The following is a 5,727-nucleotide window of genomic DNA, read 5'->3' on the forward strand; positions in this document are numbered from 1 at the left end:
GTCTTCGGAGTTATTGGCCCGCGAGGGTTCCGGCAAGGGCCTATTCCTCCCCGAACCCGCAGGAACTGGAAGCTGAACTCGCGAGCCGCGCCACTCGTTCAGCGGCGGTGCCGTTCCGATTGCGCCCGCTGAAGCCCGCCTCCGACGAGGCCGTCGCGCTGGGCGGCCTCTGGACGACCGTGGTCGATCTGGCCCTGGCGACCCTCGCGGCGGCGGCCTGCGTCAACCTGTGGGCGCCGCCGCAGGACCTGCCGTGGAAGCCGTTCCGTCTCGATCGGCCGCCGGGCCTCGCCACCGGGGTCCAGCTGGCGAGGGCCGCCGCCGATCCGGCGCTGTGCCGGGCCGCCCTGAGGGACGGCGGCGTGGATTACATCGAGGAGCCGGACCGGGTGCGCGGCGGCTGTGCGACCGGGAACACCCTGCGGCTGGAGGGCCAGAGGCTGTCGCCCGCGGCGCCGGTGGCGACCTGTCCGTTGAGCCTCGCCTACGCCTGGTGGCTCCGTCACGAGGTGCAGCCGGCGGCGCAAGAGTTGCTGGGGACACGCATCGCCCGCGTCGAACACTACGGGACCTACGCCTGCCGCAACGTCTATGGCCGCGCCGAGGGTCGGCGCAGCGAACACGCCTTCGCCAACGCCCTGGATGTCGCCGCCTTCCGCACCGACGGGGGGCGGCGGATCAGCGTGCTGGGCGACTTTCGGGGCGAGGATGCCGAGGGCCGCTTCCTGCGCCGGGTGCGCTCGGCCGCCTGCGGCCCGTTCCGCACGGTGCTGAGCCCGGACTACAACGCCGCCCACGCCGACCACCTGCACCTCGACTACGGGCGGTTCTCAATCTGCCGCTAGGCTGAGCTCCCGGGCCCGGGCCAGCCGTTCGACGCCCGCGTCCAGCACCGCGTCCTGCTTGGCGAAGCACAGGCGGACGATGGAGGTCACCGGGTCCGCCTCATAGAAGGCCGAGACCGGGATCACCGCCACGCCCGCCTCTGTCACGGACCGCAGGGCGAACGCGCGGTCGGCCTCCCGGACGCCGGAGCCGGCGAGGTCGACGTTGAGGAAGTAGGTGCCGGCGCTTTCCAGAACGGCGAAGCCTTCGCGCCGCAGGCCCTCGGCCAACCGCGCCTGCGAGGCGGCCATCTCGACGGGCATGGTCTCGAACCAGTCCGACAGGTTCTCGAGGCCGAAGGCCACCGCGGCCTGGAGGTTCGGCGGCGTGGTGAAGGTCAGGAACTGGTGGGCGCGGGCCAGCGTGCGGGTCAGGTCCGGCGCGGCGCACAGGAAGCCGACCTTCCAGCCGGTCAGGCCGAACATCTTGCCGGCCGAGCCGATTTTCACGCACCGCTCGCGCATGCCAGGCAGGCACATCAGCGGCCGGTGCCGGGCCGGGGCGAACACCACTTGCTCCCAGACCTCGTCGCTGATGGCGATGACGTCGTGGCGGACGCACAACTCGGCGAGCAGTTCGAGGTCGCCCTCAGGGGCGACGGTCCCGGCCGGGTTCATCGGATTGTTGAAGACGACCAGGCGGGTCTTCGGTGTGAACGCCGCCTGGAGCACCGCCCGGTCGAGGCGCCAGTGCGGCGGCTCCAACCGCACCAGGCGCGGGACCCCGCCCGCCCGGCGGATCATCGGCAGGTAGGCGTCGTAGATCGGCTGGAACACAACCACCTCGTCACCGGGTTCGATCAGGCTGAGAAAGGCGGCCGCCAGGGCCTCCGTCGCCCCGGAGGTGATGGTGATCTCGCTCGCCCAGTCGAGGTCGAGCGCCTGCGTGCGGCCATAATGGCCGGCCACCGCCTCGCGCAGGGCGGGCAGGCCGGTCATCGGCGGATACTGGTTGTCGCCTTCCAGCACCGCCTGGGCCGCCCGCTCGCGGATCGCCAGGGGCCCCGGCGCGTCAGGAAACCCCTGCCCGAGGTTGATCGCCGAATGCTGGCGGGCGAGGCCGCTCATCTCCTCGAACACGGTGGCCGGCAGACGGGAGAAGATCGGGTCGGGCATAGGGAGAGAGCTTAGGGGGCGGGGGCGGGGCCGCAAGGCCCGCCGCGGCGAACCCTCACTGCTGCGATGTGTTGTTGCGAATGAATTGCAACTTCGCTAGCGTCGGAGTCGCGCGGGATGAGGAGCGACCTCGATGGACGAACTCGATTGGGACGGCACCAGCGGCGAGCGCCTGTTGCTTCGCACCTTCCGCCAGCTGCTGGCGGGCGCCGAGTGCGCCGGCTCGCGGGTGCGGTTCGAAGAGGCCTGCGGCTGCGCCGGCGCCCAGGCGTTCCGCGCCTTCACCGTCTTTGTCCAGCAGCTTCGCCTGCACGGCCGCCGGCGCATCGACCTGTCGCCGCCGGCCTCGACCCAGCGCACGGACGATGAGGACCTGATCCTCTGCGCCTTCGCCAGCGCCCAGGCCGACGACTATCGCAGCGTCGACGACGCCCTGACCCGCCTCACCGCCACCGAGCCGCCCGGGGCGCTCGGCGGCGCCCTGTGCCTGGTGGCGGAAGCCTTCGCCATGAACGGCCTCGTTCTGCCGCTCCGCCCGCACGGAACGGCGCGAAGCTACGACGGCCCCGAACTGCGTTTGGCCGGCTGTTTCTAGCCGCAGGTTTTCGAGATCGGGCGGAGGGGGAAGCCTTCCAGCTTCGCCCGTTCCCGAACCGTAAGCCGCCGCATAGCCGCCCTCCTGCCGTCAGCCCTCAAGACTAACAGCGGCGGTCGCCGGACACAGAGCAAACATAGAACAGAAGGACGACCGGGGCCGCCCCCCACGCTCGTCCCTGGGCCTCAGTCCTCTCGGGCGCGCTTCTTGCGGAAGCTCGGGTTCAGCACTTCCTTGCGCAGGCGGATCGACTTCGGCGTCACCTCGACCAGCTCGTCGGTGTCGATGTAGGCGATCGCTTGTTCGAGGGTCAGCTTGCGCGGCGGGGTCAGGCGGACCGCCTCGTCCTTGCCGGAGGCGCGCACGTTGGTCAGCTGCTTGCCCTTGATCGGGTTGACGTCGAGGTCGTCCGAGCGGGAGTTCTCGCCGATGATCATGCCCTGGTAGGTCTTCTCGCCGGCGCCGACGAACATCACGCCGCGGTCCTCGAGGTTCCACAGCGCATAGGCCGCCGTCTCGCCGTCCGAGTTGGAGATCAGCACGCCCTTCTGGCGGCCTTCGATCGGGCCCTTGTGCGGCTCGTAGTGGCTGAAGACGCGGTTCAGCACGCCGGAGCCGCGGGTGTCGGTCAGGAACTCGCCCTGGTAGCCGATCAGCGAACGCGACGGGCAGTTGAGCTGGATGCGGGTCTTGCCCGCTCCCGACGGGCCCATGTCCTTCAGCTCGGCCTTCCGCGCCGACAGCTTCTCGATGACGATGCCGGTGAACTCGTCGTCGACGTCGACGACGACGTCCTCGATCGGCTCCAGCCGCTCGCCGTTCTCGCCGGTCTGATAGACCACCCGCGGACGCGAGATCGACAGCTCGAAGCCCTCGCGGCGCATGTTTTCGACCAGCACGCCGAGCTGCAGTTCGCCGCGGCCGGCGACCTCGTAGGCGTCGGCGCCCGGGGTCTCAGTGACGCGGATGGCGACGTTGGCCTCGGCTTCCTTCAGCAGGCGGTCACGGATGACCCGCGACTGGACCTTGTCGCCCTCGCGGCCGGCCAGCGGGCTGTCGTTGACGCCGACGGTCATCGAGATGGTCGGCGGGTCGATCGGCTGGGCGTCCAGCGGCTCGGTCACTTCAAGCGCGCAAAGCGTGTCGGCGACGGTGGCCTTGGACATGCCGGCGATGGCGACGATGTCGCCAGCCTCGGCGCCCTCGTCGACCGGCTGGCGCTTCAGGCCGCGGAAGGCCAGGACCTTGGTGATCCGGCCCTGTTCGATCTGCTTGCCGTCGCGGTCCAGGGCCTTGATGGCCAGGCCGGCCACGGCCTTGCCGCTCTCGATGCGGCCGGTCAGCAGGCGCCCGAGGAACGGGTCGCTTTCGATCAGGACGTTCAGGATGCGGAACGGCTTGTCCTTGTTGGCCTCGACCGCCGGCGGCGGCACGTGGTCGACGATCAGGTCGAACAGGGGCCCCAGGTTATCGTTCGGCTGGTTGAGGTCCATCGTCGCCCAGCCGTTGCGGCCCGAGGCGTAGATGTGCGGGAAGTTCAGCTGCTCGTCCGTCGCGCCGATGGCGCTGAACAGGTCGATGGTCTCCAGGTGCACGCGGTCGGGATCAGCGTGGGCGCGGTCGACCTTGTTGATGCAGAGGATCGGCTTGAGGCCCATCTTGAGGGCCTTGGTCAGCACGAACTTGGTCTGCGGCATGACGCCTTCTTCGGCGTCGACCAGCAGGACGCAGCCGTCGACCATTCCGAGGATCCGCTCGACCTCGCCGCCGAAGTCGGCGTGGCCGGGGGTGTCGATGATGTTGATGCGGGTCTCGCCGGCCTTGCCGTTCCAGAGCACGCTCGTGCACTTGGCCAGGATGGTGATCCCGCGCTCGCGCTCCTGGTCGTTAGAGTCCATGGCGCGCTCGACCGTCGCCTCATTGGCGCGGAAGACGCCGGACTGGGCGAGGAGCTGGTCGACAAGGGTGGTCTTGCCGTGGTCGACGTGGGCGATGATGGCGATGTTGCGGAGCGACATGGGGAGGCGAGCAGTCTCGTCTTTCAAGGAAGGCCGGCTTGTAGGCGAGGCTGCGCCTTATGCCCAGCGCCAGTTCGCATCCGCGACGCCGGGCCCCAGGCCGCAGGCCGCGCCCAAACCGCCACGGCGCCGCTTTGTTGCGCTGCACACTGACGATATTTGTGACCGACTCGGATATAAGGTGCTGAAAAAGCAATGCTAATTATCTGTCACGAAACGTGAGCGTGACATTCTTAGCGCAGGCGCTTGCCCTTTTGTGCATCGCACAGTATATCCCCGCTTGTGAGGCGGCGCTGCCGCTTCTGCCCTTCCTGGGCGTTTCCTCCCTAATGAACTGGCCGCGCCTTCGGGCGCGGCCTTTTTTTTGATCTGGCCGGTCCTTGCCCGCGCCGGGCGGCGCTCAGGCGCGAAGCCCGGCCCAGTCGGCGGAGGCGAGGGCGGCGGTGACCGCCTCAAGGCGCGGCTTGAGGACCTCGAAGCCGGCGGTCCGGGACAGGCGGGCCTCGTCCATATAGAGGCCGCGGTTGATCTCGATCTGCAGGGCGTGGACCCCTCGCGCGGGGCGGCCGTAATGCTCGGTGGTGTAGCCGCCGGCGTACGGGCTGTTACGCGCCACCCGATAACCGAAGCGGGCGAGCTCCCGCTCGACGCGCGAGATCAGGGTCTCGCTACAGGCGGCGCCGAAGCGGTCGCCGAGCACGAAGTCGCTCGGCCGGTCGCGCCGCCCGGCGCGCGCCGCCGCCGCCGGCATGGAATGCCAGTCGATGAGGATGGCGAAGCCATGTGCGGCCTGGGCCTCGTCAAGCAGGCCCCGCAGGGCGGCGTGGTAGGGCTGGTGCGCCCCGTCGATGCGCGCCCGGGCCTCAGCGAACTGCAGCTTGCGGGCGTAGATCTCCTGGCCCTCCGAGACCACGCGGGCGATGGCCCCGAGGCCGGCCGCCACCCGCGCGGTGCGGGCCCGGGCGAACTCCGGCAACTCGTCGGCGAACATGTTGGCGTCGAGTTCGAACGGCTCGCGGTTGAGGTCGATGTAGGCGCGGGCGAACCGGGCGGTGATCAGCGGCACGCCGAGATCGACGGCGCCGGCGATCAGGTCGTCGACGAAGGCGTCCTC

Annotated in this window: 5 protein-coding genes; 2 read left to right on the forward strand and 3 right to left on the reverse strand. The window is 69.8% G+C overall.

Annotated elements, in window-relative coordinates; translation table 11 throughout:
* Nucleotides 1–845: extensin family protein (locus tag ACILRF_RS13865; RefSeq protein ID WP_395673871.1), on the forward strand; the 845-nt coding region annotated here is incomplete at its 5' end.
* On the opposite strand, the gene ACILRF_RS13870 is transcribed toward ACILRF_RS13865, so the two are convergent.
* Complete coding sequence (locus ACILRF_RS13870) at nucleotides 831–2,000, reverse strand: aminotransferase (RefSeq protein ID WP_395673873.1); 1,170 nt, start codon at nucleotides 1,998–2,000, stop codon at nucleotides 831–833. The two genes, ACILRF_RS13865 and ACILRF_RS13870, sit on opposite strands and share 15 nt — an antisense overlap.
* Nucleotides 2,001–2,133: 133 nt before the next feature.
* Between ACILRF_RS13870 and ACILRF_RS13875 the strand changes: the two genes are divergently transcribed.
* The gene (locus ACILRF_RS13875; RefSeq protein ID WP_395673875.1) at nucleotides 2,134–2,595 is read left to right on the forward strand and encodes a hypothetical protein; all 462 of its coding nucleotides are present in this window, start codon (nucleotides 2,134–2,136) and stop codon (nucleotides 2,593–2,595) included.
* Between the two features lie 185 nt (nucleotides 2,596–2,780).
* Here the strand turns inward: ACILRF_RS13875 and typA are convergent, their stop codons facing one another.
* Together typA and ACILRF_RS13885 are read right to left on the reverse strand one after the other, a co-directional pair.
* Nucleotides 2,781–4,613, reverse strand: coding sequence for a translational GTPase TypA (gene typA / locus ACILRF_RS13880; RefSeq protein ID WP_395673877.1), 1,833 nt, complete (start codon nucleotides 4,611–4,613; stop codon nucleotides 2,781–2,783).
* A gap of 400 nt (nucleotides 4,614–5,013) precedes the next feature.
* A partial coding sequence (locus ACILRF_RS13885; RefSeq protein ID WP_395673879.1) for an N-formylglutamate amidohydrolase occupies nucleotides 5,014–5,727 on the reverse strand: 714 nt, incomplete at its 5' end.

The organism is Phenylobacterium sp. (assembly GCF_044236515.1).
Taxonomy (GTDB): Bacteria; Pseudomonadota; Alphaproteobacteria; order Caulobacterales; family Caulobacteraceae; genus Phenylobacterium.